Below are 2,547 nucleotides of genomic sequence, written 5' to 3' on the forward strand. Positions count from 1 at the left end.
ATACAAACCTAAGCACTTTAAAATTTAAAGAAATAGCTCAAAGGATAGCAACAGTTCATCAACATAATGAATCTCCAGAAGATATAACTGTTGAGAAATTAGTTAGTTTTGGTAGAGTACCATATAATAAACGTCGTGATATAGATAAAGATACTAATGAAGAAATAATAAATTGGGCAATAGAATCTACCAGTTTGGAAGATATAAGAAATGAAAAAGTTATGAGCTTATCTGGAGGTCAAAGGCAAAGAGCATTTATTGCTATGGCTTTGGCTCAAAAGACGAAAGTATTATTATTAGATGAGCCTACAACATATCTAGATATGTATCATCAAATTGAGGTATTAGAACTTGTTAAAAAGCTAAATGAGGAATTTGGCATAACAATTGTAATGGTACTTCATGATATTAATCAAGCCATAAAATATAGTAATAACATTATTGTTATGAAGGATGGAAGAATAATAGAAAGTGGAAAACCTGAAAAAGTTATAAATGAAAAAACTATAAAAGATGTTTATAATGTTCAAGGAATAATTTGCAATGCAAATGAAAATGAAATGTATTTTGTACCAACAAAAGTTTGTTAGGAGGTATTTAATGAATATAGTAAAGAAAGGTTTATATTTAATCGTAGGAATTATAGCTTTGATACTTGGAATTATAGGTATATTTTTGCCATTACTTCCTACAACACCGTTACTTCTTTTAACTTCATATTGTTTATTAAAAAGTAGTGATAAATTAAACGAAAGATTTATGAAGACAAAAATTTATAATAAATACGTAAAACCATTTAAAGAAAAGGGTGGAATGACATTAAAAGCTAAATTAACATTAACAATACCAGTATCATTACTTTTATTATTTATGTTTATAACTATTAACAATACTACAATGAGAATAATAATTGTTATTATGTGGTTAATGAAAGTAATTGTATTTACTAAAATGAAAACAATAAAACCGGAGGCAGCAAAAAATGTTTAATAAAAGATTACTATCAACTTGTGATAGTTGCAAAAAATGGATTGGTTTAACAGTTTTGATGAACTGGATATCCATATTATGCAATATAGGAATTATTTTATTTATAGGTGATACTATAGATAAATTATTTAAAGGAAATTTAAATTTAAATATGCCTTTTGCTATAGCTTACATAGTAGCTATGCTAGGTATAAGATTTATGGCAAACTTTATGTCAACTAAATTTTCACTTAATTCATCAAGTGATGTTAAGAAAACTTTAAGAAGTAAGATATATGAAAAGTTATTAGATTTAGGAGTAAACTATACAAACTCTATATCAACTTCATCAACTGTACAGATAGCAGTAGATGGTGTAGAACAATTGGAAATATATTTTGGTAGATTTATGCCACAATTGTTTTACAGTGTATTAGCTCCTCTTACACTATTTATTGTAATGTCATTTATAAGCTTTAAAACAGCAATAGTACTTTTAATATGTGTACCATTAATACCACTTACTATAATGGCAGTTATGAAAATAGCTAAAAAATTATTAAGTAAATATTGGGGAGTTTATACAGATTTAGGAGATTCATTCTTAGAAAATCTTCAAGGTTTAACTACTTTAAAAATATTTGATATAGATGAAGATAAAAATGAAGAAATGAATGTAAATGCTGAGCACTTTAGAAAAATAACTATGAAAGTTTTATCAATGCAACTAAACTCTATAACAATAATGGATTTAATAGCATTTGGTGGTTCAGCAATAGGTATATTAATAGCACTACATGATTATAATAATGGACTAATTACTATAGGCCAAATGTTAATAATTATTCTTTTATCAGCAGAGTTCTTTATACCAATGAGACTTTTAGGGTCATTCTTCCATGTTGCAATGAACGGTATATCAGCAAGTGAAAGAATGTTTGAGCTTTTAGATATAGAAGTAGAGAAAGTTGAAGATTTATCTAAAGATGAACTTAATTTATTGAATAACATAAATATAGAAATTAAAAATGTGGATTTTAGTTACGATAAAGAAAGAAAAGTTCTTGAAAATATAAATATAACTATGAAAAATAGAAAAATGATAGCTTTAGTTGGTGAAAGTGGATGTGGTAAGAGTACAATTACTAACTTACTTTTAAAACAATATAAAGTAGATAATGGTGAAATTTTATTAAATGGAATTAATTTAAATTATATACCATTTGATGTATTAACTAAAAAGATAGGTTTTATTAACCATAGTGCTTATATTTTCAACGGAAGCATAGAAGATAATATAAGAATGGGTAAAAATGATGCAAGCAAAGAAGAAATATATGATGCTCTTAAAAAAGCAAATCTATATGACTTCGTAATGACTTTACCAGAAAAATTAAATACTAATGTTGGTGAAGGTGGTTCACTACTTTCTGGAGGACAAAATCAAAGATTAGCTTTAGCTAGGACAATAATAACTGATCCAGAAATATATATATTTGATGAAGCAACATCTAATATAGATGTGGAAAGTGAAGAAAAAGTTTGGGAAAGTATATATAAATTAGCAAAAGATAAAAC

Annotated in this window: 3 protein-coding genes; all 3 read left to right on the forward strand. The window is 26.1% G+C overall.

The genetic code is table 11. The annotated features are described in order from the left end of the window. A partial coding sequence (locus tag J7G74_RS13710) for an ABC transporter ATP-binding protein (RefSeq protein ID WP_297136366.1) occupies window positions 1–590 on the forward strand: 590 nt, incomplete at its 5' end. A 10-nt stretch (window positions 591–600) separates the two neighbouring features. After that, window positions 601–990: a DUF454 family protein gene (locus tag J7G74_RS13715; protein WP_297136367.1), complete on the forward strand. Its 390-nt coding sequence runs from the start codon at window positions 601–603 to the stop codon at window positions 988–990. Beyond that, window positions 983–2,547, forward strand: a 1,565-nt coding sequence (locus tag J7G74_RS13720; RefSeq protein ID WP_297136369.1) for an ABC transporter ATP-binding protein/permease, incomplete at its 3' end; no start/stop codon positions are given. The genes J7G74_RS13715 and J7G74_RS13720, both read left to right, overlap by 8 nt.

The sequence above is a fragment of the Terrisporobacter sp. genome (assembly GCF_017888745.1).
Classification (GTDB): domain Bacteria; phylum Bacillota; class Clostridia; order Peptostreptococcales; family Peptostreptococcaceae; genus Terrisporobacter.

Coding starts and splice junctions, on each gene's coding strand:
- J7G74_RS13715 (WP_297136367.1), top strand. CDS start 601: ATGAATATAGTAAAGAAAGGTTTATATTTAATCGTAGGAATTATAGCT.